This is a genomic window from Allostreptomyces psammosilenae, assembly GCF_013407765.1.
Classification (GTDB): Bacteria; Actinomycetota; Actinomycetes; order Streptomycetales; family Streptomycetaceae; genus Allostreptomyces; species Allostreptomyces psammosilenae.
On record NZ_JACBZD010000001.1, the window covers coordinates 5,360,767 to 5,385,316 of the forward strand.

General features: G+C 77.6%; 19 protein-coding genes. 9 read left to right on the forward strand and 10 right to left on the reverse strand.

Annotated elements, in window-relative coordinates:
• Positions 1–114 precede the first annotated feature (114 nt).
• Entirely contained in the window at positions 115–1,221 is a 1,107-nt protein-coding gene (locus FHU37_RS22150; protein ID WP_179815858.1) for an AraC family transcriptional regulator, read from the reverse strand.
• A 152-nt stretch (positions 1,222–1,373) separates the two neighbouring features.
• Here FHU37_RS22150 and FHU37_RS22155 point away from each other — a divergent pair, with 152 nt between their 5' ends.
• Positions 1,374–2,423: a saccharopine dehydrogenase family protein gene (locus tag FHU37_RS22155; RefSeq protein WP_179815859.1), complete on the forward strand. Its 1,050-nt coding sequence runs from the start codon at positions 1,374–1,376 to the stop codon at positions 2,421–2,423.
• Between the two features lie 163 nt (positions 2,424–2,586).
• Here the strand turns inward: FHU37_RS22155 and FHU37_RS22160 are convergent, their stop codons facing one another.
• The 7 genes from FHU37_RS22160 to FHU37_RS22195 all read right to left on the reverse strand — a co-directional run bounded on the left by FHU37_RS22160 (position 2,587) and on the right by FHU37_RS22195 (position 12,273).
• Positions 2,587–3,168 (reverse strand): DUF6643 family protein, encoded by a 582-nt coding sequence (locus tag FHU37_RS22160; RefSeq protein ID WP_179815860.1) that lies wholly within the window; start codon positions 3,166–3,168, stop codon positions 2,587–2,589.
• Positions 3,169–3,413: 245 nt separating this feature from the next.
• A complete protein-coding gene (locus FHU37_RS22165) occupies positions 3,414–4,694 on the reverse strand; it encodes a DegT/DnrJ/EryC1/StrS family aminotransferase (RefSeq protein WP_179815861.1) in 1,281 nt (426 codons plus the stop codon).
• Positions 4,691–6,235, reverse strand: coding sequence for a hypothetical protein (locus tag FHU37_RS22170; protein WP_179815862.1), 1,545 nt, complete (start codon positions 6,233–6,235; stop codon positions 4,691–4,693). Before FHU37_RS22170 ends, FHU37_RS22165 begins: the two co-directional genes overlap by 4 nt.
• Positions 6,235–7,386 (reverse strand): GNAT family N-acetyltransferase, encoded by a 1,152-nt coding sequence (locus FHU37_RS22175; RefSeq protein WP_179815863.1) that lies wholly within the window; start codon positions 7,384–7,386, stop codon positions 6,235–6,237. The genes FHU37_RS22170 and FHU37_RS22175 overlap by 1 nt, the downstream gene beginning before the upstream one ends.
• Before the next feature lie 128 nt (positions 7,387–7,514).
• The gene (locus tag FHU37_RS28565) at positions 7,515–8,894 is read right to left on the reverse strand and encodes a glycosyltransferase (RefSeq protein ID WP_312892720.1); all 1,380 of its coding nucleotides are present in this window, start codon (positions 8,892–8,894) and stop codon (positions 7,515–7,517) included.
• Positions 8,891–10,792 carry a polysaccharide biosynthesis tyrosine autokinase gene (locus tag FHU37_RS29415; RefSeq protein ID WP_179815864.1) on the reverse strand — a complete coding sequence of 634 codons (1,902 nt, stop codon included), beginning with the start codon at positions 10,790–10,792 and terminating at the stop codon, positions 8,891–8,893. Before FHU37_RS29415 ends, FHU37_RS28565 begins: the two co-directional genes overlap by 4 nt.
• Before the next feature lie 134 nt (positions 10,793–10,926).
• A complete protein-coding gene (locus FHU37_RS22195; protein ID WP_179815865.1) occupies positions 10,927–12,273 on the reverse strand; it encodes a glycosyltransferase family 4 protein in 1,347 nt (448 codons plus the stop codon).
• Between the two features lie 613 nt (positions 12,274–12,886).
• Between FHU37_RS22195 and FHU37_RS22200 the strand changes: the two genes are divergently transcribed.
• The 4 genes from FHU37_RS22200 (at position 12,887) to FHU37_RS22215 (ending at position 18,663) form a co-directional block, all read left to right on the forward strand.
• Positions 12,887–14,032 carry a glycosyltransferase family 4 protein gene (locus tag FHU37_RS22200; RefSeq protein WP_179815866.1) on the forward strand — a complete coding sequence of 382 codons (1,146 nt, stop codon included), beginning with the start codon at positions 12,887–12,889 and terminating at the stop codon, positions 14,030–14,032.
• 278 nt (positions 14,033–14,310) lie between these two features.
• Positions 14,311–15,150, forward strand: coding sequence for an ABC transporter permease (locus tag FHU37_RS22205; protein ID WP_179815867.1), 840 nt, complete (start codon positions 14,311–14,313; stop codon positions 15,148–15,150).
• Positions 15,140–16,387, forward strand: coding sequence for an ABC transporter ATP-binding protein (locus tag FHU37_RS22210; RefSeq protein WP_179815868.1), 1,248 nt, complete (start codon positions 15,140–15,142; stop codon positions 16,385–16,387). The genes FHU37_RS22205 and FHU37_RS22210 overlap by 11 nt, the downstream gene beginning before the upstream one ends.
• Positions 16,384–18,663 (forward strand): glycosyltransferase, encoded by a 2,280-nt coding sequence (locus FHU37_RS22215; RefSeq protein WP_179815869.1) that lies wholly within the window; start codon positions 16,384–16,386, stop codon positions 18,661–18,663. Before FHU37_RS22210 ends, FHU37_RS22215 begins: the two co-directional genes overlap by 4 nt.
• Before the next feature lie 37 nt (positions 18,664–18,700).
• Here the strand turns inward: FHU37_RS22215 and FHU37_RS22220 are convergent, their stop codons facing one another.
• A complete protein-coding gene (locus tag FHU37_RS22220; RefSeq protein WP_179815870.1) occupies positions 18,701–19,309 on the reverse strand; it encodes a PadR family transcriptional regulator in 609 nt (202 codons plus the stop codon).
• Between the two features lie 280 nt (positions 19,310–19,589).
• Between FHU37_RS22220 and FHU37_RS22225 the strand changes: the two genes are divergently transcribed.
• The 4 genes from FHU37_RS22225 to FHU37_RS22240 all read left to right on the forward strand — a co-directional run bounded on the left by FHU37_RS22225 (position 19,590) and on the right by FHU37_RS22240 (position 22,485).
• A complete protein-coding gene (locus FHU37_RS22225) occupies positions 19,590–20,114 on the forward strand; it encodes a GNAT family N-acetyltransferase (RefSeq protein WP_179816483.1) in 525 nt (174 codons plus the stop codon).
• Between the two features lie 217 nt (positions 20,115–20,331).
• On the forward strand, positions 20,332–20,790 hold the full coding sequence (locus FHU37_RS22230; RefSeq protein WP_179815872.1) for an SSI family serine proteinase inhibitor: 459 nt from the start codon (positions 20,332–20,334) through the stop codon (positions 20,788–20,790).
• Between the two features lie 231 nt (positions 20,791–21,021).
• Positions 21,022–21,873 carry an alpha/beta fold hydrolase gene (locus tag FHU37_RS22235; protein WP_179815873.1) on the forward strand — a complete coding sequence of 284 codons (852 nt, stop codon included), beginning with the start codon at positions 21,022–21,024 and terminating at the stop codon, positions 21,871–21,873.
• Positions 21,874–21,960: 87 nt separating this feature from the next.
• The gene (locus FHU37_RS22240; protein WP_179815874.1) at positions 21,961–22,485 is read left to right on the forward strand and encodes a GNAT family N-acetyltransferase; all 525 of its coding nucleotides are present in this window, start codon (positions 21,961–21,963) and stop codon (positions 22,483–22,485) included.
• A 620-nt stretch (positions 22,486–23,105) separates the two neighbouring features.
• Here the strand turns inward: FHU37_RS22240 and FHU37_RS22245 are convergent.
• Positions 23,106–24,539, reverse strand: coding sequence for a tetratricopeptide repeat protein (locus FHU37_RS22245; protein WP_179815875.1), 1,434 nt, complete (start codon positions 24,537–24,539; stop codon positions 23,106–23,108).
• Between the last annotated feature and the right edge of the window lie 11 nt (positions 24,540–24,550).

A 24,550-nucleotide genomic window follows, 5' to 3' on the forward strand; every position in this document is an offset into this window, starting at 1 on the left:
GGTTCGAGTGGGGTGGCGGCGCAGCGCGCCTCACGTTATCGCGACCCACGGCGAGGTTCGAAAACCGGTCCGTGACGCCCAGCGCGCCGGCCTCCCCACGATTGTCACTGATCGTCAGCTGTTCGCGGCGCCGGGTGCCGGAGCCGGGATCCCTGCCGGGACGGGTGCCGCGATCGGTGCCGGGATCGGCGCCGGGACGGGTGCCGGTTCGGCGGCGGTCCAGGGGCGCCGCCGGCGGTACTCGCCGGGGGCGGTTCCGTGCTCGCGTTTGAAGGCCTTGGCGAAGGCGAACTCCGAGGTGTAGCCGGTGCGCTCGGCCACCGAGCGCAGCGGCGCGTCCGACTCGCGCAGCAGCCGCGCCGCCGTGGTCATCCGCCACCAGGTCAGGTAGGCCAGCGGGGGCCGGCCGACCAGCGCGGCGAACCGCCGGGCGAAGGCGGCCCGGGACAGGCCCGCCCGTGCCCCCAGTTCCTCCACCGTCCACTGCCGGGCCGGCTCCCGGTGGATGGCCCGCAGCGCGGTGGAGACCGCCGGGTCGCCGAGCGCCGCCGCCCATCCGGTGGTCTCGTGCCGGTCGGCGCGCTCGGCGAAGTGGGCCCGCAGGATGTACAGCAGCAGCGTGTCGAGCAGGGCGGGCACCACCGCGTCGACCCCGGGCCTGGGGTGTTCCAGCTCCGCGCCGAGCAGATCGACGGCGGCCCGCAGCGAGGGGTGCTGGCCGACCCGGGCGGGCAGGTGGATGACCTCGGGGAGCTCGCTCACCAGCGGGTGCGGCCGGGACTGGTCCAGCAGGTAGGCGCCGCAGAGCGTCTCCACGACCGGGGCGCCGTCCGGGCCGCCGGTGGCCGCCACGCCGTCCGGGCCGGTCTCCCCGCCCTCGCCACCGGACGCGCCCCCTCCGCCGGACGCCCCGTCGCCACCGGAGGCGTCCTCGCCGCCGGACGCGCCGTCGAGCCGGAAGGCGGCCGGTACCAGCGGGGTGTCGGGGGAGTCGGCCAGCCCGTGCCCGAGCCCGTGGGCGAGGAACACCACGTCCCCGACGCCCAACGGAACCGGCGCGCTCTCCCGGGGGATCAGCCAGCAGGAGCCGCGCAGCACCACGTGGAAGCCGGCGCCCGCGGCGGGCTGGAAGCGGACGCCCCACGGGGCCCGCTGACGGGTGCGGGAGGAGTGCGGTCGCCCGGTGCGCATGGCGGCGATCGCGTCGCTGAGCACGTCCACCGCGGCAGCCTATCGCCGGACGTGCCGCGGGGGAAGACGCTCGGACATGAACGGAAGATCATCGGGCATTGGCCGTCTCGCCCCGCCCCCATAGCGTCGGTCGTGACGGGCGATCAGGGCCCGTCGTGAACGGGCTCTTCGAGGAGGACACGATGACGATCGCCGTCTACGGCGCCACCGGCTACACGGCGAAGCTGGCCGTGGCCGAGTTGGCACGCCAGGGCATCGAGACGGTGCTGGTGGGCCGGGACGCGGAGCGGTTGGCCGTCGCGGCCCGGGAGGCCGGCGCCGAAGGCGCCGAGATCCGGCGGGCCGGACTGGACGACCCGGCCGTGCTCGCCGACGCCTTCCGCGGCTGCTCCGTGGTGATCAGCTGCGTCGCCCCGTTCCGCCGCTGGGGGGAGCCGGTCCTGCGCGCCGCGCTCGCCGCCGGCGCGCACTACGTCGACGTCAGCGGCGAGCAGACCTACATCGCCCGGCTCTTCGACGCCTACGCGGACGAGGCCGAGCGCGCCGGGGTGGCCGTCGTCCCGGGGATGAACGACGGCGGCCTGCCGGGCAGCCTGATCGCCCAGCTCACCGCCGACCGGATCGGCCCGGTCGAGGAGATCGTGGTCGGCCACCGGGTCGCCGAGGACGGCGGCCTGACCCGGGGCAGCGCGCGCACCTTCCTGGACAACCGGGAGCTGTTCCAGGGCGGCGGCCTCGCCTACGAGGACGGACGCTGGCTCCCCGCCGGGCCCCTGCCGCCCGCCTCGATGACCTTCCCGGGCGAGAGCGAGCCGACCGAGATGGTGCGCGGGCCGCTCGCGGAGGTGGTGACGGTGCCCCGGCACGTGCCGCTGCGCCGCCTGACCGGCCTGGCGGAGGCGGGGCTGATGGCCCTGTTCAACGCCGTCACCCCGGAGATCCTGCAGACCATTCCGGAGGCCGGGCCCACGCCCGAGGAGCGCCGGATCGGCGGCTTCACCGTCCTCGCCGAGGCGCTCGGCGTCGACGGACGGCGGGCCCGGGGTGCGGTGCACGGCCCCAACACCTACGCGACGACCGCCCTGGTCGCCGCGGAGGGCGCCCGGCGGCTGGCGGCCGAGGGGGCCCCGGCCGGCGTGCTGGCCCCCGCCCAGGCCTTCGATCCGGCCGGGTTCCTGGACTCCCTCGCTCCGCACGGCCTCCGGTGGAGCGTCGAGGAGCTCGCCCGGTAGCGGCACCGGGGCGCGGCGCCCGGCCGCCGTCCGGGAACGCACGACGGGCCCCGGAGCTCCCCGAGCCGCGCCCGATGAGGGCGGGTCGGGGAGCGTCCGAGGCCCGGATCCGCACTGACCTTGTGGCCCGCGGCGCTGGATGGCCGAAGGGATGCGGCGGGAATCAGTACTGCGGGTAGCCCGGGTCCCGGTAGCCCGGGGCGGGCTGCGGCTGCCGAGGCGTCGGCACCACCGGCCGCATGGCGGTGGTCGGCGGGTTCGGGTCGTAGCCGCCCGCCTGCGCCGCGCCGGGGCGCTGCGCGTAGCCCGGCTGCGGGGCGGCCGGCGCCCGCATCGGGGCCGGGGCCTGCTGGCGCGGCGGCTGCGCGCCGTAGCCGGCCTGCTGGTACGGCGCGGCGGTGGCCGCCTGCTGGGCGTACTGCTGGGCGTACGGCTGGGGCTGGCCGGGCAGCTGCCCGGTGCCGGGGTGCTGGGCCGGGCCGAGCGCGGCGGCGCCGGCGGTGTAGGCCGACGGCGACGGGCTCGACGACGGGCCCGACGGCAGGGCCGGCAGCGCGGCGACGGCCGGGTTCGGGGTCTGGGCGGGGGCCGGATAGGGCGCCGGCGGCGGCGCGTACCCCACGTGGATCGGTGGGAACTGCGGGGTGCCGCGTTCGGCCACCAGGCGGTCGTAGATCGGCGTGTCCGAGTACGGGGAGACGCCCCCGTAGTACTGACCGCCGTCATAAGCGCGGGGGAAGGTCATGCCGCATACGGTAGCCCCGCGATGTACCTGATGAGGAGGGTGCACCGCATGTTATTAACGGCCCGGTAATTGGCGACCGCCCTCTTACATCGGACATACCACGGCAACCGTGACGATCTGTCGGCTCGACCGGGGGAGAACTCGGGCCGAATCGGAAGAATGGCCCGCCGTGGCCGGGGCGAAGCGGCAGCGCACGCCTCCACATCAAGCCACCGCCCGGGCGTGTCCCCGGCGCCCCCGCCCGCTCAGCCCGCCGCCGGGACCCCGGCGGCGCGCACCTCGGCGGCGTGCGCGTGCAGCCGCAGCACCGCGTCGGCGATCCGGCGCACCGTGCCGGCGTGCATCTGCGACCACAGCGGCACGGTGAGCACGGAGTCGGCCAGCCGGTCGGTGAGTGGCAACCCGTCGGCCTGGCCCAGGTGCGCGTAGGCGCGCTGCCGGTGCACCGGCGGGTGGAAGTACCGGCGGGTGTCCACGCCCTCGGCGCGCAGCCCGGCGGCGAGCTGCCGCGCGGACAGCCCGAACGCGTCGGCGTCCAGCACCAGGGTGAGGTCCTTGTGGGTGGAGACGTCGCCCGGGGCGACCCGGGGCAGCCGCAGCCCCGGCACGCCGGCGACCCGCTCGGCGAAGGCGTCGGCCAGGGCGCCGCGGTGGGCCACCCGCTCCGGCAGGCCGGGCAGCGCGCCGAGGCCCACCGCGGCGTGCAGCTCGGACATCCGGGCGTTCAGCCCGGGGAAGAGGCAGTCGTAGTCGCCGGGGTTGCCGTAGTTGCGGGCGATCCGCAGCGTGCGGGCCAGCTCGGCGTCCCGGGTCGTCACCAGCCCGCCCTCGCCGGCCACCGCCACCTTGGTCGGGCTCATGCTGAACACCTCGGCCGTGCCGAAGCCGCCGACCGGCCGACCGGCCCGCCGGCTGCCCAGGGCGTGCGCCGCGTCGTAGACCAGCGGCACCCCGGCGCTCCCGGCCACCGCCTCCAACTCCTCCACCCGGCACGGGGTGCCGTAGACGTGGGTGGCCATCAGCGCCCCGGAGCCGTCGGCGGTGCCGTCTGTGTCGGCGGCGTCGGCCAGCCGGGCCGCCGCGTCGGCCGGGTCCAGGGTCAGCGAGGCCGGCTCGATCTCGGCGAACACCGGGCGCCCGCCGACCCACGCCGCCGCGTGCGCCGTCGCCGAGAACGAGAACGACGGCATCACCACCGGCCCGCGCGCGCCGAGCGCCTGGAGGGTCAGCATGAGCCCCGCGGTGCAGCTGGCGACCGCCACCACGTGTTCCACGCCGACCAGCTCGGCGACCGCCTCCTCCAGCTCGGCCACCAGCGGACCGTTGGTCAGCTGCCCGCTGTCCAGGGCCCCGCGGATGCGGCGCAGCGCCGCGTCCGAGTCGGGCACCCGCACCACCGTGAGCGGCAGCCCCTCCGGGAAGGCCGGTTCTCCCCCGAGAACGGCCGGCCGGGAGCCGCCCGGCGCCGGGTGGGCCGGCCGCGCCCCGCGGGCCGGCGGCGGTGTCACGTGGTCGAAGACGGTCATCGGATCGGCCCCCCGTACGGTGAACGAACGCTTCCCTCGGCCGTACCGGCCACCCCGGCCACGCCCGGCACCCGGCCGACGCCGGCGGCCCCGGCGGCCCCGGCGAGCCCGGTCACCCCGGCCCCCGGGCCCGTCCCGGACACCGTGGGCGCCCCGGGGCCGCCGGGCGGCCGCCCGCGGGCGCGGCCCCTGGCGGGCACCGGAACCGCCAGCAGCGCCAGCGCCAACGGGTAGACCATCACCCGCTCGCGGCTGAGGATGCCCAGGTTGTTGATGTTGGAGAACGCCCAGCAGAACAGCACCGTGTACACCAGCACGAACGCCACGTACGGCTGGCGCAGCACCACCAGCGGCAGCCGCGCCAGCCGCCGCCACGCCACGCAGAACGCCACCAGCAGCAGGGCCGACTCGCCCGAGGCCAGCAGCGCCTGCCCGTTGTGGGCCTCCCAGGGGAACGGCCGGAACAGCACGGTGACCAGCGCGGCCGGGATGTCCGCCGGGGAGAGGCTGACCGCCCCCGGCGCCCCGTCCTCCACCGCGTCGGCCTCCGCCGACCCGCCCTGCGCGGTGCGCCGCTGGGTCTCCGCCAGCACCTCGCTGACCGCCTGCGGATCCGGCACGCCGGTACCGAAGTAGGCGGAGACCTGGGTCAGCGCCAGCATGCACAGCAGGCCGAGCACGGCCAGCGAGGCCAGCGCGCGGACCGGCCCCAGCGCGGAGACCTGCTGCGGACGGCGCCGCAGCACGTAGGCGACCACCAGGGCGGCCACCGCCAGCACGGTCACGTGCGGCCGGACCACGGCGGTGGCCAGCGAGCCCAGCCCGAGCAGCAGGAAGGCCCCGCGCCGCCGCTCCAGCAGCCGGGCCGTGCCGTACGCCGTCACGCCCAGGCCGAACATCATCCAGGAGTCCTTGCCGATGCTCGACGGCCAGAACAGCAGCGAGGGCAGGAAGAAGACCAGCAGCAGGTAGCGGCGGTGCTCACCGGCCGGGAACGCCGTCCGGAACGCCTTCCAGAACAGCAGCAGGCCGATGAAGCCCAGCCAGGAGTAGACCAGGAAGCCGCCCAGCAGCGAGGGGCCGATCACGGTGTAGACCAGGCCGGTCAGGATGACCACGAACCCGGTGCCCATCACCCGCTGGTCGCCCAGGTCGGGGTCCCACACGCCCTGCGAGAAGACCGCCGCCAGCGCCCGGCCCCGCTCGTCGTACATGGCGGCGTCGGCCTGCCCGCCGTAGAGCACGAACGCCATCAGGTAGCGCGGGTAGGCGGCCAGCAGCTTGCAGCACAGCGCCACCACCAGCCAGTGCGTGATCCGCGGGTCGCTCTCCCGCGCGGTGGCCCGGGCCAGCAGCGGAAGGGTGGCCAGCACCAGCACCGGGGCGATCAGCAGCGCGCCCCAGGAGTCGTAGGTGGTGTAGCGCATGCCGAGCACGAACGCGGCCACGTAGGCCAGCACCAGCGCGGCCGCCGCCAGCGAGGGCCACGGCAGCCGGGGGCCGCCGCGCCGCCGGGGCGGGCGGACCACCCGGCCGCCCATCAGAACACCTCCAGGTCGCCGAGGGCCAGGCCCCAGGACGCCGGACGCGGCGGCACCCCGGGCGCGGACGCCGCGGGGGCGCCCAGCCGGCGGGCGGTCAGCAGCAGGCCGGTGCCCGGCGCGGCCAGGTAGCCGCAGCGGGTCGCCACCGCCGCGACCTCGCCGCCCGGCGCGGCGACCGTGGCCACGTGGTCGCAGCCGACCCGGGCGGCCGCCCGCAGCAGGCCCGCCGCCGCCTGCCGGTCACCCGGCCGCACCAGCACCTCGGAGAGGGTGAACTCGGCCAGCCCGCCGCGCGTCCGGGGCCGGCCGAAGGCCACCCCCACCAGCCGCCCGCCGCGCCGCGCGGTGAGCGCCCGGTAGTCCAGGCCCGGCGCGTCGCCGTAGCGCCAGCGCAGGTAGCCGGCGGTGCGCGGGGTGCGCAGCACGCCGGGGGCGGCCCGCTCGGCATCGGCCCGTTCCGCCAGCAGGCCGTGCCAGCCCGCGCGGTCGGTGGCCTCCAGTTCGTCGAGCACCTCGGACGCGGTCGGCGGCGCGCAGGCCAGGGCGGCGCCCGCCGGACCGGGGCGCGGGGACCGGGCGGCGGGAGCGGCGGTGGGGTAGGGCGGCACCGGCCCCGGGGCGCCGCCCGGGGTGGAGCCGCGCCACCCCGGCGCTCGCCGGGCGGCCAGCGCCGAGCCCGCCCGGCGCAGGAACGCACCCGGGCGCACCGGCCGCACCAGCACCGGCAGGCGACCCACCGGCCGCCAGCCCATGGCGAGGTAGCCGGGCAGGCTGTTGCCGTTCGGCGTGTTGAACACCAGCTCGGTGTCGCCGGCGAGCCGCTCCAGCAGCTCGCCGGTCAGCCGCCGGAAGACGCCGCGTCCCCGGAACTCCGCGGCGGTGGCGGTGTCCACCGCCCGCACCGCCCGCACGGTGCGCGGCCCGTCGGTGAACTCCCACCGCATGAACAGCCGCACCCCCGCCAGCCGGCCGTCGGGCGTCTCCGCCACCAGCCCCGGGCTGCGGCCGAACGGATTCTCCCGGTGCTTCCAGCGCAGGAACCGCGCCGTGCGCTCCCCGGTGGGCCCGCCGGCCAGGGCCTCGGTGAGCAGCGCCAGCAGCCGCGGCTCGTCCTCGTCACGCCACTCACGCACGATCAGCTCCGCCACGCCCGGCCTCCCGCCGCCTCCGCCCCACGGCTCGTCGCCCCGTCTCCCGCCGACGGCGCGCCCGCCCCGCCGTCCGGGCCGCCCGCTTCCGCCGTCGCCGCCACCCCCGCGCCCTCCCACGGCGCGGCTCACCGCGGCGACGCCAGCACCCGCTCGTAGACCGACTCCACCCGCCGCTGGGCCAGCGCCACGTCGAAGGAGGCGGAACGGGCCCGCGCCGCCTCGCTCAGCGCGGCCCGCCGGCCCGCGTCGCCCAGCACCCGGTCCAGCGCGGCGGCCAGCCGGGACGGCGAGCCCGCCGGCACCAGCAGCCCCTCGACGCCGTCCCGGACCACCTCCGGCACCCCGCCCACCCGGGTCACCACCGGCGGTACGCCCGCCGTCATCGCCTCCATCAGCGCCACCGGCAGCCCCTCCTGGCGGGAGCTCAGCGCGAACGCGTCGAAGGCCGGGAGCAGCAGCGGCACGTCGGCCCGGGAGCCGGCGAACACCACCGAACCGGCCACCTCCAGCCGCTCGGCCAACCGCCGCAGCTCACGCTCCAACGGCCCCGAGCCGACCAGCACCAGCAGCGCCCGCGGATGCTCCCGGCGGAGCAGCGCGTGCGCGCGCACCAGCGTCGCCTGGTCCTTCTTCGGCGTCAGGTTGCCGACCGTGCCCACCACGGGGACGTCCTCCGGCAGGCCCAGCAGCCGCCGGCCCCGGGCCCGGGCGGCGGGCCCGGCGGCGACGGCGCGCCGGTCCGGACCGTGGTGGATCACGGTGAGCCGCCGCCGGTCGAACCGGGCCGTCCCCTCCGCCACCACCGAGCCGGCCGCGAGGTCGCCCCACGACTCGCCGCCCGCCGTCTCCGCGCGGGCCCTCTCCGTGCCCGCCGTCTCCGCGCGCGCCGAGCCGCCCGGGGCCGCCCGCCAGCCGGGCGGGGCCGGGCGCAGCAGCGGGTCCGGCACCGTGGCGGCCACCGCCCGGGAGACCGCGATCACCGCGTCGTTGCGCCGGTAGGTGACGGCGTTCGCCAGGCGGGTCGCGAGCCGGTAGCGCTCCCAGACGTTGTGCTCGGTGTGCACCACGCCCAGCCGGCCGTCGTCGCCGCGCCCGGCGAACAGCCGGGCCGCCACCGCCGGCACCGGCATGTGGGTGTGCACGATCCGGTAGCCGCGCTCCCGCACCAGCCGGCGCAGCCGCCACGGCCAGCCGAGGTCCGGCAGCCCCCACCGGCCGGTCCGGCCCAGCCGGTGCACCGGCACCCCCACCGCCGCCAACTCCGCCACCAGCGCGTCCTTGTGCGGCAGCAGGTAGGCCACCTCGATCTGCCAGCGCGCGGTGTCCACGTGGCGTGCGCAGTTCACCAGCAGGCGTTCCGCGCCGCCCCGCCCCAGCCCCTTGGCCAGCCAGAGCACCCGCACCGGCCGGGCCGCCCCGGCCTCCGCCGCGCCGCCCGCGCCCGCCGCGACCGCCGCGTTCGCGGCCGGGGGGCCGGTCGGGGGGCCGGCCGTCGGCCGCGTCACGAGCGCTTCCCGTCCTCGGCCGCGCCGCGCCCACGGCTCGCCCCACCCGGCTGGCCGTCGCCGTTCCTCGGCCGCACCGGGGTGACGCGGGTCTCGAAGCGCGGGCTGCCGAACATCGGCGTCTCGTCCAGCGGCTGGCCCGAGGTCCCGAGCCAGGCGCTCGCCACCGGCCCCCGCGCGAGCGGGCCGCGCGCCGCCGGCCCCGCCGCCGGCGGGACGGTGCCGCGCCGCTCGCCCGCCTCCCCGCCGACCGGGGCCGCCGCGCCGGCGACGGCGCCGCCCGGTGCCGTCGCACCGGCGGCGGCGGAGGAGGAGCCGCCGCGCGCCGTGCCGTTGCTGGCGGTCAGCGCCACGCCGCAGACCAGCACCCCGGTGCGGGCCAACAGCTCCCGCACCCGCCCGGCCTGCTCCGGCGACAGATTGCCGCTGCGCGCCACCAGCAGCACCGCGTCCGCGTGCTGCACCAGGTCGTAGGCGTCGTTCGCCTGCAGCAGCGGTGAGGAGTCCACCAGCACGATGTCCGCGTGCCGGCGCGCCCGCGCCAGCACCTCACCGGCGTTCACCAGCAGCGCCGCCGGATAGCCGGTCGGCGCCCCGGCGGTGATCAGCCGCACCCGCTCCACCGAGGTGGACCGGATCACCTCGTCCATCTCCAGCGTCCGGTCCGCGTCCAACAGCTCCGACATGCCCGGGCCGGGCGCCGCGCCCAGCGCCTGGTGGGCCTGCGGATTGCGGAAGTCGCAGTCCAGCACCAGCACCGAGCGGCCGGTCTCGGCCAGCGCCGCCGCCAGGTTGGCCACCGTCACCGTGCGGCCGTCCGCGCTCCGCCCGGACATCACCAGCACCACCGGCGCCGGCCCCGGCGAACGCTCCACGATCGCCCCGGACGGCGTCCGCGCCGCGCGCGTGCCCGGACGCGCCGACAGCGCCGGCGGCCCGGTGAGCACCACGGAGGCCCGCAGCGAGCGGTACGCCTCCGCCGCCGGGGCGGCCGGACGCGCCACCACCACCGGGGTGCGGCTGCGCCGCAACCGCCGGGGCACCACCGGGATCTCGCCGATGACCGGCAGCCCGAAGGCCGCCTCGGCCTGCGCCCGGCTGCGCACCCGGGTGTCCAGCCGGTCCAGCATCAGCGCCGCCACCACGCCGAGCGCCAGCCCCAGGGCCCCGCCGAGCGCCGCCCGGACCGGCCGGCTGCTCGGCGCGGTCAGCGCGTTGCCGTCCACCGGGGCCGTGGTGATGCCGCCGAAGACGGACAGCGAGGGGTCGTCCAGGGCCAGCTCGGTGTCCGACAGCTCCGCCGTCACCGCCTGCGAGGTCTGCTCCAGGCCGGCCAGCTCCGCCTCCAGCTGCGCCCGCCGCGCCTCCCCGAGCGCCGACACCAGCTCGCCGCTGACCTCGCCGATCCGGGCGCGCAGCTGCTCGGACTGCTCCTGCAACCGGGTCAGCTGCGCCTGTCGGCGCTCCCGCTGCTCGGCGTGGAACTCCGCCAGGGTGGCCTCGGTGTAGGCCGAGACCAGCTCCTCGGCGTCGCCCCGGCTGGACGCGGCCGCCGTCAGCACCGCCACGCCGTCCTCCAGGTCGGCCTCGATGCTCACCACGGCGGCCAGCTCGGTCACCCGGCTCTGCGACGCGGGCCCGCCGTCCACCCGCTCGGCCGTGGCACGCAGCACCTGGTCGGTGCCGGCGGTGTTCTCCACCAGGCTCAGCTGGACGGTGTCCTCCATGCCGGGCGCGGGCACCACGGACAGCGTCGACTCCCAGCGCGCCCCGCCGCCGCCGACGACGGACCCGCCGGCCGGCGAGAGCAGCCAGCCCGCGGCCACGGACAGCGCGGCGCACACCACCAGCAGCCGCCAGTGGCGGCGCAGCGTGCCGAGGTAGTTCCCAGGTTCCACGGGCGTCTCCCCCGGTCCATGAGGTCGTTTCAGCCACCATCGGTGTTCCCCCGGCACACGCGTGGTGAACGCGGTGTCACACTGCGATGCTCGCTACGCCGGGTGAGCGTCGCAAGCGGTTTGGCGGAATTCGATCACCGGGGTGACGGAATCCGGACACGGTCGAACGCCTGTCCCGCCGGCCGCCGGCTCGCGACCCACCGGTCCAGCCCCGCCCGCCCCCACGGCGGGGACACCCCCGTGGACTCCGCCCCCGGGCGCCCCCACCCGCCTCCGGGGTACGGGCCCAGCCGGCCACCCCCGGACCGACCCCCCGGCCCGCCGGCCTCGGCCAGCGCCCTCGCGTAGAGCTCCACCATGCGCCGGGTCACCCGCTCCAGGGTGAAGTGGGCGAGGAAGTGCTCCCGCCCCGCGCGCGCCCGCCGCAGCGCCGCCGACCGGTCCTCCAACGACGCCAGCAGCGCCTCGGCCAACCGCCACGACGACTCCGGCGGCACCAGCAGCGCGTGCCGCTCGGAACCCACCGTCTCCCGCAACGCCGGCACGTCCGAGACCACCAGCGGCACCCCCACCCCCAGCGCCTCCATCGCCGCGCTGCCCAGCCCCTCCCACCGGGACGGCGCCACGAACGCCTCCGCCGCCCCCATCAGCTCCGGCACGTCCTCGCGCGCGCCCAGCAGCCGCACCGTGCCGTCCGGCAGCGCCGCCGCCAACCGCCGCAGCAGCGGCGTCTGCGCCCCCGCCGGCCCCGCCACCAGCAGCACCGCGTCCGGCCGCCGGGCCACCACCACCCCCCAGGCGCGCAGCAGCACGTCCAGCCCCTTCTGGTGCTGGTGCCGGGCGGCGGCCAGCACCACCGGAACGTCCCCCGGCAGCCCCAGCCCGGCCCGCACCCTGGCCCGACGGCTCCGCGCCGCCGGGTCGTCGGCCAGCGCGTCGCCCAGCCGCTCCGGCGCGCGACCACGCGGCACCACCTCGATCCGGGCCGGATCCAGCCGCAGCCGGGCCGCCATCGAGACCGCCACGTGCCGGGTCAGCGCGTGGAAGCGCACCACCCGCCGCGCCGTGGCCGCGTCCAACGCCTGCGCCGCCCGCACCCGCCACGGCCGCAGCCCGGGCGCCGAGCGGTGCTCCGGCCCGTAGGCCGAGTTCACCAGGGAGGACACCACCGGCACGCCGGCCAGGGCGGCCGCCGTCCGCCCGGCCACGTCCGCCTCGAACAGCGTGGTGTGCACCAGGTCCGGGCGCAGCTCCCGGAGCAGCCCGCGCAGCCGCGCCACCCGGCCGGCCCGAGCCGTCGCGGGCAGCCCGAACACCCGTGCCCCGGCCGCCCGCAGCTGCGGCTGGAACCCCGGAACGTCCCGCAGGTGCACCACGTCCAGCCGGACCCCGCCCTCCACCAGCAGCGGTGCCATCTCCACCAGCGCCTGCTCCGCGCCGCCCCCGCGCGCCACACTGTCGATCACATAGACCACGTGCATGCCCGTCCCCCCTCGCCCGCCACCCGCGTCCCCGCGCACCCACCACCGGCCGGCAGCCCTCCGCGACCCGGCAGCCCCCCGCGACCCGGCCGCCGCCCACGACCCGGCGGGCGGAGACGACCCGGCGGACCGCCCGGGAAGGCACCCGGCGCGACGCCCGGCGACCTGCCCCGCCCCGCCCGCCGGCGGCCGGCGCCGACCGCACCGCCTCCCTCGCCGTTCCGCCACATGCCCCCTCCAGCCAGTAGGGCGACCACCCGGCGGGCCGACCGGCCACGCCGCACCGGACCGGCGCCCCGGACACCCGCCCCGCGTCCCCGCCGTCCGCGGGAACCCGGACGGGCCCCGCGCACGGCCCGACCCACCCGCACCCGCCGCGCCGCTCCACTGCGCGCCACGGGGCGCGCGATCCCACCTTCTCAGGCGGAACCGGCCCGCGGAGGCGTTTCGCGTGCGAAGGTCGCCCCATGCCAGCACAGCGCCGACGACCGGCGGCCCGGGAAGCGGCTCCGCCCCACCGCGCCGCGCGCCCCCGCGCCCGCACGCGGCCAGCGGCGGCGGCGCCCCGTCCAGCGCCGCGCGGCCGCGCCGCGCACGACGGCGGGAGCGACCGGTGACGTCCGAGCAGACACCCCCCGCCGTCCTGCACCTGGTCACCGACCCGGCCCGGCGCGGCGCGCAGACCGCCGCCGCCGACCTGCACCGGGAGCTGCGCCGTCGCGGCCACCCGTCGACCCTGGCCGCGCTCGCCCCGGCCCCACCGGCCCCCGACGGCGGGCGGACCGTACCGGAGGCCGCCGTGCTCGGCCCCACCCGTCGCCACCCCGCCACCTGGCGCGCCCTGCGCCGGCTGGCCCGCCGGGCGGACGTCGTCGTGGCGCACGGCTCCACCACCCTGCCCGCCTGCGCCGTCGCCCTCGCCGGAACCGGAACCCCCTTCGTCTACGTCAACATCGGCGACCCGAGGCACTGGGCCGCCGACCCGGCCCGCCGGCTGCGCACCGGCGCGCTGCTGCGCCGGGCCGGCGCCGTCGTCTCGCTGGCGGAGGGGGCGCGCGCCGCCGTCCTCGCGCACTACCGGCTGCCGGCCGGACGGGTCGTCACCATCCCCAACGGGCGCCCGGTGGCGGAGTACCGGCCGCCGGACGGCCCGCCGTCCGCCCCGGGCGGCGAGCGCGCCGCGGCGCGACGGGCCCTCCGGCTGCCGGCCGACGCCCCACTGGCCGCCGTGGTCGCGGCGCTCAGCCCGGAGAAGCGGATCGACCTCGCGCTGCGCGCCGCCGCCGCCGTCGACGGCCTCCACGTGGCGGTCGCCGGCGCCGGGCCGGGGGCGGCGGCCCTCGCCCGGCTGGCCGACGACCTCGCTCCGGGCCGCGTCCACCTGCTCGGCCAGCTGGCCGACCCCCGGCCCCTCTACCGCGCCGCCGACGTGCTGCTGCTGACCAGCGCCAGCGAGGGCGTGCCCGGCGTGCTGGTGGAGGCGGCGCTGTGCGGCGTGCCGGCGGTCGCCACCGACGTCGGCTGGGTCCGCGAGGCCGTGCCGCCGGACGGCGGCGTCGTGGTCCCCGGCCCGGTGCCGGCCCGCCCCGGACCCGGGGACGCCGCCGTGGTGCGGGCCGCCGCCGACGGGCTGCGCGACCTGCTGCCCAGGGCCGCGGACGCCGGACGCGCCGCGCGCGGACACGCCCTGGAACGCTTCGACCTCGCCCGCACCGCCACGGCCTGGCAGCGGCTGCTGCGCGACGTCGCCGCCCGCTGACCCCACCCGGCGGCGCCCCCCCGGCTCCGCCACCGCTTCCGTCACCGGAGCCGCCGCCGAATCCGCTCCCGGAACGCGCAGGCGGAACCGCCGCGGCACACCCGGGTGGACCGTGCCGCGCCCACAGTTGTCCAGATCCACCACTCTGCGTCGCCAGGTTGTGCCACAGTGGAAACGGTTCGAGACGCTCCGCCGGGCGCACGGGCAGGCGTGCCCCCGGCGGAGCGTGACCCTGGCCGCGGCACGGCCACGCCCACGGCACGCGGGGGAGGGGACGCATGACCCAGACGGAGACACCGCCGCCCCACACCCGGTTCCGCCGCCGGATCACCCTCGCCGGCACCGCGCGCGAACTGTGGGGCGCCCGGGAACTCGTCCGCGCCCTCGCCGAACGCGACCTGCGCGCCCGCTACAAGCAGGCCGTCCTCGGCGTCGGCTGGGCGGTGATGACCCCGCTGCTGCTGATGACCGTCTTCACCCTGGTCTTCAGCCGCGTCGCCCGGGTGGACACCGACGGCGTGCCCTACCCGCTCTTCGCCTACCTGGGCCTGATCAGCTGGACGTTCTTCATGACGTCGGTCAACCAGGGCGCGATGAGCCTGGCCACCAACCTCAGCCTGCTCAACAAGGTGTACTGCCCGCGCGAGGTCTTCCCCATCGCCACCCTGCTGGTCGCCGGCGTGGACATGCTCATCTCGCTCGGCGTCCTCGCCCTGCTCTTCGCCGTGCTCACCACCGCCCCCGCCGTCACCAGCCTGTGGGCCCCGCTGCTGCTGCTGATCCAGATCGCGTTCACCCTCGGGGTCGCCCTGATCCTCTCCGTCCTGGTCGTCTACCTGCGCGACGTCCGCCACCTGCTGCCGGTGGTGATGCAGATCGGCCTGTTCGCCACCCCCGTCGCCTACCGGCTGGACTCCGTCCCCGAGGCGTGGCGGCTGCCGTACGTCGCGGTCAACCCGCTCGGCGGCGTCATCGACGGCTACCGCTCCGCCGTCCTGTACGGCCACGCCCCCGACGCCGCCCTCACCACCACCGCAGCGGCCGGCGCCCTCACCGTGCTGGTCCTCGGATACCTGCTCTTCAAGAAGCTGGAGACGGGAATCGCCGATGTCGCCTGAGCCGGCACCCGCGGGCACCATCCGCGCCGAACACGTCTGGAAGCGGTTCCGCCCCGACCACGGCCGCCTGCTGCTCCGCGACCGGATCGAACGCGCCGGCCGGCGGCTGCGCGACCGCGCCACCGCCCCCACCGCGCGGGCCACCGGGGGCGGCCGGGGCGGGGACGGCGAGTGGAGCTGGGCGCTGCGCGACATCGACCTGCACATCCGCCCCGGCGAGTCGGTCGGTCTGATCGGCTCCAACGGCTCCGGGAAGTCCACCCTGCTCAAGCTGCTGACCCGGGTGATGTACCCGTACGCCGGGCGGATCGACGTCGCCGGCCGGATAGGGGCGCTGATCGAGATCCGCGCCGGCATCCACCCGGACCTGACCGGCCGGGAGAACATCTACCTCTTCGGCGCCCTGCTCGGCCTGCGCCGCCGCGAGGTCGCCGCCCGCTTCGACGACATCGTCGAGTTCGCCCAGCTCGCCGGCGCCATCGACCGCCAGGTGAAGTTCTACTCCAGCGGCATGCAGATGCGGCTGGGGTTTGCGGTCGCCGCCTACCTGGAACCGGACGTGCTGCTGGTGGACGAGGTGCTGGCGGTCGGCGACGCCGTCTTCCAGCACAAGTGCCTGGACCGCATGCGCCAGGTGCTCGAACAGGGCACCACCCTGGTGTTCGTCTCCCACGACCTGGCCGCCGTCGAGTCCGTCTGCGGACGCGGGGTGTGGCTCGACCGCGGCACCGTGCGCGTCGACGGCACCATGCAGCAGGCCCTCGCCGCCTACCGCGGCAGCATCGAGGCCGGCACCGGCCAGCAGCCCGCCCAGCGCGCCGACGAACCGGTCAGGCTGCTCAAGTGCGCCGTGCGCGGCGCCGAGCGCGAGCAGATCGCCTCCGGCGGACCCGCCGTCGTCGAGATCGAGATCGGCGGCGACACCACCGGACCGGTCGTCCTGCACCTCGGGGTCAGCGAGGGGACCGCCAACCTGGTGTTCTCCTTCAACCACGAGATCCTGCTGGACGGCGGCGACGCCGGGCACCGCTGCACCCTGCCCCACCTCCCGCTGCCCCGCGGCCGCTACACCCTCTGGCTCGGCGCGCACTCCTCCTGGGACCCGGACGGCCAGGCGCTGATGAGCTGGCACGCCGCCACCAGCTTCGACGTCCACGGGCCGGAACTCGACGCCCCGCCACGCGCCGTCGTCCGCGCCGCCCCGGTGTTCGTCCCGCACTCTTGGGAACGGCTGTGACCACCGCGCCGGGCGGCTCCGGCACACCGCGCCGGCCCACCGTGGCCGCCGTCATCGTCACCCGCGACCGCGCCGACCTGCTGCGCCACACCCTGCTGGCCTTCCGTCGGCTCACCCGGCCGGTGGACGCCCTCGTCGTGGTGGACAACGCCTCCACCGACGGCACCGCCGCCATGCTGGCCGAGGAGTTCGGGCAGGTGGAGGTCGTCCGGCTGCCGGAGAACGAGGGCCCGGCCGGCGGCTACGCGGCCGGCATGCGGCGGGCCGTGGAACTCGGGCACGACTGGCTGTGGCTGTTCAACGACGACGACCACCCGCTGCCCACCGCCCTGGAACGCCTCCTGGACGTCGCCGCCGGCGCCCCCCGGCGCACCGCGATGGTCGCCGGCTGGACCTACGACGAGGAGGGGGCGGTCCGTCCCAACGGACTGCGCTGGCGCCACCGGCAGCTCCCGGCGGGCCCCCGCGACACCCGCGGTCCCGGCGCCGTCCCGACGGAGCAGGCCCCCTACCCGGTGGACGTCCTGGTCTTCGCCGGGGTGCTGGTGCGGGCCGAGGCGGTGCGCGAGGTCGGCCTGCCGCGCCGGGAGTACTTCATGATGTGCGAGGAGATGGAGTATTGCCTGCGCGCCCGGGCCGCCGGCTGGGGCATCCGGGTGCTGCCGGTGCCGCTGACGGTGGCGACGCACGCCGGCTCCACCCGTCGCGCCGAGGCCCGCACCCCCTGGCGGGAGTATTACCAGACCCGCAACCAGCTGCTGATGTCCCGTGAACGCGGCTCGTGGCCCGAGCTGTGGTTCTGGGCCGTGCGGCAGGCCAAGTTCGTCACCGCCGCCGCGCTGACCGGCCCGCACCGCCGGCGCCGCATCGCGCTGCGGCTGCGCGGCGCCCGGGACGGGCTGCGCGGGATCACCGGCCGCACCCTGGAACCCCCCGCGGCACCACCGGCGCCCCCGCCCGAGCCACCTCCCGGCGGGACGGCGCGCCCCGCCGGCGGAGGCGGGCGGCGCCTCCGCGTCGCCATGCTGGTGATGTACCCGGACGTGCCCTGGCAGCGGGACTGGTGCCGCGCTGCGGCCGAGGTGGCCGACCTGGTCGAGATCGTGCCGCTGACCCGCCTGCCACCGCCCGCCCCCGCCCCGGCCGCCGGCCGCCCCCGTCCCGGCCCGGCCGGCGCCCTCGGCCTGCTGGGAGCCGTCCGCTGGCCGGGAGCCCTCGGCCGATTGGGCGCTGCCGTCCGGCTGACCGGCGGTGGCCCCGTGCGCCGCGACCCCACCGCCGAACACCCGCGCTACCTGGTGCGCCGCCCGCACTGGCGGCCCTCCCGGCTGCTCGGCCGGCTCGGCGACCGGCTCACGGTGCGCCGCCTGGAGCGGGTGCTGGCGCGGGCGGCGGCCGACGGGGCCGGCCCGGTGGACCTGCTGCACGGCCACACCCGGTGGGCCGCGGCCTACCTGCCCGAGCTCTCCCGCCGCAGCGGGATCCCCTTCGTGGTGACCGAGCACGACGCCGCCTGGTACGACGCCCACCCCGGCCTGCCGCTCCCCACCCCCCAGTCGATCGACGCCACCGCGCGGATGTTCCGGCGCGCCGCGGCGGTGATCGCCGTCTGCCCGCCGCTGCGCGACGTCCTCCAGCGGTCCGGGCTGCCCGCCCGCTACCGCGTGGTGCCCAACCCGGTGGACCTGGCCGCCCTGCCGCCGGTGACCGAACTGCCGCGCCGACGGCCGGCGACGGGGGTGGTCACCGTGGTCAGCGCGGGGCGGATGGTCCCGGCCAAGGGCTTCGACGTGCTGCTGCGGGCCTTCGCCAAGGCGCGGACCGACGACCCGCGGCTCCGGCTGCGGCTGATCGGCGACGGCCGGGAGCGCGGCGCCCTCCAGGCGCTGGCCGGCCGGCTGGGCGTCGCCGAGGCCGTCGACTTCACCGGCCACCTGCCGCGCGCCGAACTCCTGGAGAACCTGGCCGACGCCGAACTCTTCGCCCTGGCCAGCCACGCCGAGAACCTCACGGTCACCGTGCTGGAGGCGCTGTGCTGCGGGGTTCCGGCGGTGACCACGGCCGTCGGCGGGCTGCCGGCGCTGGTGGCGGAGTCCGGCGCCGGCGCCGTGGTCCCGCCCGGGGACCCGGACGCGCTGGCCGCGGCGCTGCGGACCGCCGCCGCCGAGGCCCCGCTGGTGGACCGGCGCGCCCTGGCCACCGCGACCCGCGCCCGCTACGGCTTGCCGGCCGTCGCCCGCCGCCTGGAACGGGTGTACCGCGAGGCCGTCGACTGAGGCGCGCGTCCGGGGGAGGGGACGCCGCGCGCCACGGTCACGGGCAGGTGTGCAGCGGCGCGGACGGCACCGGCCAGCTCCCCGGGGTGCCGAAGGCGCGCTCGCCCTCGCCGGCCATGGTGTAGTCGCCGCGCTCCAGCCGCTCGATCAGTCCGCGGGTCCAGGCCGCGCCGGTCTCCGCCGCGTGCGCCCACAGCCGGGGCAGTTCACGCAGGTGGACGGCGTCGCCGCCGGACCGCCCGGCGTCGGCCTCGGCCGCGTCCCGCTCCGCCTCCAGGGCGTCGAGCCGCTCCCGGAGCAGCGCCACCGCCTCGGCGCGGGGCAGCGCCGGCAGCAGCACCAGCGCCGCGCCCAGCATGTCGGGCCGGTGCTCCGGGCGGGCGAGGGCGTCCCTGAGCAGGCGGAGGAACTCCTCGTCGCCGCGCTCGGTGATCTCGTAGTCGACGCGGCCCGGCCACTGGGCGATCTCGGTGGAGCTCAGCAGGCCCTCCTTGGCGAGCTGCCGCAGCGCGTGGTAGATCGAGCCCCACTTGACGTTCGCCCAGTCCTGGGCGCCCCAGGAGACCAGTTCGTGGCGGACCAGGTAGCCGTGTGCCCGCCCGTAGCCGCGGACCACGCCGAGGACCAGTAGCCGCGTCGCCGACATCGTCTCCCTGCTTCACCTGTTTGCCGTGCTCCTGACCAGGCTATCCCAGCGCGTGAGCGCGTAGGCGTGTCGGGGTGACACTCCGTGCTCACGCCGGGCGCCACGGTGCCCCGCGTCGACGCCCTCGCCGCGGACGCCCCCCGCCGTGGACGCCCCGGCAAGCCCCCCGCGAGCCGTGCAGTACCGTTCCGGCAGATCGGCACACCCGTGCGGTGGACGCCGGGCCGGTCACCGGCAGCACGAGGAGGCCCCCGAGTTGGACACCGTACGCATCGTCCCGATGACGCCCGACCACGCCGACCAGGTCCTGGAGATCTACCGGGCCGGGATCGCGGAGGGCAACGCCACCTTCGAGACCACCACCCCGACCTGGGCGGCCTTCGACGCCTCCAAGCTGCCGCGGCACCGCTTCGTCGCCCTCGGCGCGTCCGGCGGCGCCGGCCGCCGCGCCGAGCAGGCCCACGGCGGCGACGTGGCGGGGGAGGAGACCGTGCTGGGCTGGACGGCGGTCTCCGCGACGTCCAGTCGGGCCGCCTACGCCGGCGTCGTCGAGCACTCCGTGTACGTCTCCCCGGCGGCGCGCGGACGCGGGGTGGCGCGGGCCCTGCTGGATGCGCTCATCGCCTCCACCGAGGCCGCCGGCGTCTGGACCATCCAGTCCGGGATCTTCCCCGAGAACACCGCCAGCCTGCGCGTGCACGAGAAGGCCGGCTTCCGGGTGGTCGGAGTGCGCGAGCGGATCGCCCGCCACCACGGCCGGTGGCGGGACGTCGTCCTCGTCGAGCGCCGCAGTCCGCACCTGTGAGCGAGGGCGGCGCCGTGATCACCCGGACGGGTGATCAAGCTCGCCCTCCGGGAGGTCGATAGGAGGGGTGATAGGGCGTAGTCCGTCCCCGAGCCGGTGGCCGGTCGACCGACCGGCCGGGCGCCGGCCCGGCGTGTGCGGAGCCGCCCCGCGGCCGGGGACGCGGTCGTCGCCGTCCCCGGAGCGACAGCAGCGAGACGAAGGGATCCCCGATCCGATGCCCACGCCCTCCAGCCGCCCCCCACGCGCACCGCAGCGACGATCCGGCGTCGGCGCGGTGTTCGCCACGGCACTCGCGGCCGTGGCCTGCCTGGCGTCGCCGGCCGCCGCCGTCGCGCCCGGCCAGCCGTCCACCGACCGAGCCGCGGCGGCCCAGCTGCTGCTGACCCTCCGGCAGGGCGAGAGCACCACCGGCCCGGTGCTGCGCCAGGTGACCCTGGAGTGCTCGCCGGACGGCGGCAGCCACCCCACCCCGGAACTGGCCTGCGACTCCATGCACGAGGCCGAGGGATCACCCGAGCGGCTGGGCGCCACCGGCGACATGTGCACCATGATCTTCCAGCCGGTGACCGGCGAGATCCGCGGCACCTGGTCGGGGCGCACCCTGAACTTCACCGAGACCTACGGCAACGAGTGCCTCGCCGGCGCCGCGACCGACGGCGTGCTGCGCTTCTGAGGCGTCCCGCGCCGCCCTCGCACACGGGCGGCACCGCCCGCCCGTGTGCGAGGGCGGCACCGCCCGCCCGGCGCCGGCACGCCCCCGAACGTGCCGGCGCCGGGCACGCTTCCGGGCTCGGCCCGGCACGGCCGGGCTCGCCCCTCCCGTCCGGTCCCGGCTCGGCCCCGGTCCGTTCCGGCGCCGTCCGGCCCTGGCGGAAACGCGCGCCCGCCGTTAGGTTCGGCCGACATGACGGAGACCGAGCTGGAACTGCCCGACGGCCGTACGCTGCACGTCTACGACACCGGCGACGGCTCCGACGGCCGCCTCGCCGTCTTCTGGCACCACGGCACGCCGAACACCGGCGCGCCCCCGAAGCCGCTGTTCCCGGCCGCGGACCGGCTCGGCGTCCGCTGGGTGTCGCACGACCGTCCCGGCTACGGCGGATCCACCCCGCATCCCGGCCGGACCGTGGCGTCCGCCGCGGCCGACGTCGCCCACGTCGCCGACGCGCTGGGCATCGAGCGCTTCGCCGTGATGGGGCACTCCGGCGGCGGCCCGCACGCGCTGGCCTGCGGCGCCCTGCTGCCCGGGCGGGTCCTCGGCGTCGTCAGCGTGGCCGGGCTCGCCCCGTACGGCGCCGAAGGGCTCGACTGGTTCGCGGGCATGGCCGACTCCGGCGTGGCCTCGCTGCGCGCCGCCGCCGCGGGCCGCGCCGCCACGGAGCGCCACGAGGCCGCGGGCGCCGAGTACGACCCGGAGTTCACCCCGGCCGACCTCGCCGCGCTCCACGGAGCGTGGTCCTGGTTCGACGAGGTCGTCGGTGCCGCCGTCGCGGGCGGCCGGGACGCGTTGATCGACGACGACGTGGCGTACGTCACCCCGTGGGGGTTCGACCCCGCACGCGTCGCCGCGCCCCTCCTGCTGCTGCACGGTGGCCAGGACCGGGTCGTGCCCAGCGCGCACGGCCGGTGGCTGGCGAGCCGCTGCCCGTCGGCGGAACTCCGGCTGCTACCGCGGGAGGGACACATCTCGGTCCTGAACTCCGCCGAGGCCGCCCTGGAGTGGCTGCGGGAAGGCGTTGCTCACGGCGTGTCATGACAAGCGGTGCGCATGGGGGCTGATCCGCGTGTGTGCGACACTGCGGCTCTCGTATGACGATCACACTGTGAGGCGGGAGTGGCGGGCATGGTGCTCGGCGAACTGGTGAGGCTCCGGGCGATGGGCCCGGCGGACGCCGAGGCACTGTGGCGCTGGAACCACGACCCCGAGGTCATGCGCTGGATGGACGACACCTACCCGCAGACGCTGGAGCAGGTCCGCGGCTGGCTGGCGGAGCGCCCCCGCAACGCCTACGGCTCCCTTCTCCTCGGCGTCGAGGCGCTGGCCGACGGCGCGCTGATCGGCCTGGTCAGCCTGCACGACGCCGAGCCAGAGAAGGGCATCGCGGAACTCGACATCTACCTGGGCGAGAAGGACTACTGGGGCCGGGGCTACGCCACCGACGCGATGCGGACGATCTGCCGCTACGGGTTCGAGGACATGCGCCTGCACAAGGTGACGCTCACCGTGGTCACCGAGAACCACGCCGCGCGCCGGGTGTACGAGAAGGTCGGCTTCGTCGAGGAGGGGCGCCTGCGCCAGGTCTTCCGCCGGGACGGCAGGTGGTACGACATGTACACGATGGGCCTGCTGGCACACGAACTGCGCTGAGCCCGGGCCGGACGCGGATGGCGGTGCTGCCGCCGTGCTTTCTCCGTGGCGGTGGCCGCGGCCGCAGCCACCGCCACGGCAGCAGTCACGGCCACGGCCGCGGCCAGAACGGCTCCCGGACGGCCGCGACCACCGCCACGGCCAGAGCCCCGTAGACCCCAGGCCCGCCAGCCCTCAGCCTTCCAGCCCTGGAGCCCTCCCAGCTCCTGCAGCCTCTGGAGCCCTCCCGGCTCCTGGAGCCCTCAGCCTTCCCCCCCCGGCCCCTGGAGCCCTCCCAGTCTCTGGAGCCCTCAGCCTTCCACCCCCTGCAGCCCTGGAGCCTCCAGCCCCTGCAGCCCTTGGCGCCAGCTCCGCCTCCGCTGTCACGGCAGGAGCATGTCACTCCCTGTCCTGCATCATCCTCGTCTTTTCGAAGTTCGTACGCCCTTCATCTTTCTAGGGGGACCCCCTGTTTTCAGGATCCCATGATTTGTTGTTGTGGTGCAGCCCCCCACTTTTCCCCTGTGGATAACTCCGGGGGGAAGGAAGGTCAGCAGCCTGGCAGGAAGGGCCGGAGCCCGCCAGCAAGCAGGCCCGGCGGCAAGCAGGCCCGGCGGCAGCGGACCCCGGCGCGGCGGTGGTCAGCCGGCCTCCCGGGCCAGGCCGCGGCCGGCGCGGGCGCCTGTGGCGACCAGGGCCTCCTCCAGGGCGCGGCGGGCCCGCAGCGTCCGGGGGTGCCGCGCCCCGGCGTGCCGCTCCAGGGCGCGCACGACGCCCTCCAGCTCCGCGGTGCCCTGCTCGACGCGGCCGTCGCCCAGCAGCGCCCGAGCCAGCACCACCGTGCCGTCCTGGACCCAGGGATGCTCCGGCGCGAGTGCGTGCGTCAGGTCGGCGACGGCGCGGGCCGCCCCCCACACGGCCTCCCCGGGCCGCCCGACCCCCACCAGCGCCCCGGCCTGCACCAGCCGGGTCAGGGCGGTGTACGGGTGCGCCTCGCCCAGCCGGCGGGCACGGTGCCGCAGCACCGCGTCGGCCAGCTCCACGGCCTCCCCGTACCGCCGCTGCCCGCGCCGCACCTCCGCCAGCAGATGGACGCCCCGCGCCAGCGGGTCCGGCGAGGAGGGATCCGGCCGCTCGGTGAGGCGGGGCGGGAGCTCCCGGAGCAGCTCGGCCGCGACCGCGTACTCGTCCTGCTCGGCGAGGGTGGCGGCCAGCGTCAGCTGGTGGTCGGTCAGGTCGGTGCGCAGCCCGGGCAGGCCGCGGCCGCCGATCCGCAGCACGGCCCGCAGCTCCCGGACGCCCTCCTCGCGCCAGCCGCGGGCGACCAACGCCCGGGCGTGCCCGGCGCGCAGTTCCAGGGTGAGCGGGTGACCGGGGCCGTACGCCCGCCGTGCCTCCTCCCAGCCGCGCGCGTACTCCTCCTCGGCGAGCCGCGGGTGACCGGTCTCCAGCAGCAGCGCGCACCACCGGCCGGTGGCCCGCAGCGCCTGCCGCGGCCGCTCCCGGTTGCCGCCGCGCCGACCGACTCCGGGCGTGCCGGCACGCGCGTCACCTCCCCGGTCGTCCGCCGTCTCGGCCCGGGCCCGCCGCACCGCCTCGCCGGCCGCCCGCTCCGCGTCCGGCAGCCGTCCCGCCGCGACCAGGACGGTCGCCCTCGCGGCGGGATCGTCGACGGGGTCGGGGTGGCCCGCGGCGCCGGCACGGCCGTTCGGCGCGGGCCGTCCCGCCTCCGCGGGACCGAGCACGGCCTCCGCCTCCCGGCACAGCGCGGCGCCCTCCGCCCACCAGCCCGAACGCACGGTCAGATAGCCCTCGAACCAGGCCAGCCGGGCCAGCACGACGCGCCAGGCGTCCGGGCCGTCCGGGCCCGCAACGCCGGCCGCGCCTGGGTGATCCGGTCCGGCCGCGCCGCCCGGACGATCCAGGCCCTCCACGCCGTCCGGCGCCTGACCGGTCGGGGCCAGCGCCGCCGCCCACCGCCGCGCCTCCTGGACGCGGTGCAGCGCCGCCGCCACGCGGCCCCGGGCGGCCAGCCCCGCCGCCTGCTCCACCGCCGTCTCGATCCGCTTCCGCACGCGCACCCCTC